Below are 465 nucleotides of genomic sequence, written 5' to 3' on the forward strand. Positions count from 1 at the left end.
CCTATGCCGCAGCCGAGGCGCTGATGCCAGAGGCACGACGGCTTGAGCTGTTCAGCCGCACCGATCGGGCGGGATGGTCGGTCTGGGGCAACGAAACCGGAAAATTCGCGGTGGCGGCATGACCGCGCCCAGATCCGATTTCGTACAGATGGGACTGGCCATCACGGCGGCGGCACTTTCGGCGCGGCAGGGGCCGCTTGGCCTGCGCGCCCAGCTGACCCTTGCGCGCGCCGCCCTCAAAACCCCTGACGCAGATCTGCGCGCGGCGGTCAGCCGATTCCTTGACGCGCACGACCGGAACCCGGCCGAGGCCGGGGAAACCTTGCTGGCGGTGATCCAATGGCGCTGCGCGGCCGCGCCCGTGCGCCATGCCTGGCAGGAGAGGGCCGATCTCGATGGCTGAGGCACCGCTGACCCGGGCCGATCAGGTGCTGATCGCTGCCGCCGCGGCGCTGGCCGTGCCGC

At 70.8% G+C, this 465-nt stretch carries 1 protein-coding gene; it reads left to right on the forward strand.

What is annotated here, in order from left to right; translation table 11 throughout:
• The first annotated feature begins 118 nt into the window (after window positions 1-118).
• Window positions 119-403: a hypothetical protein gene (locus BYZ73_RS21750; RefSeq protein WP_112317607.1), complete on the forward strand. Its 285-nt coding sequence runs from the start codon at window positions 119-121 to the stop codon at window positions 401-403.
• Window positions 404-465 lie beyond the last annotated feature (62 nt).

The organism is Rhodovulum viride (assembly GCF_003265965.1).
Classification (GTDB): Bacteria; Pseudomonadota; Alphaproteobacteria; order Rhodobacterales; family Rhodobacteraceae; genus Rhodovulum; species Rhodovulum kholense.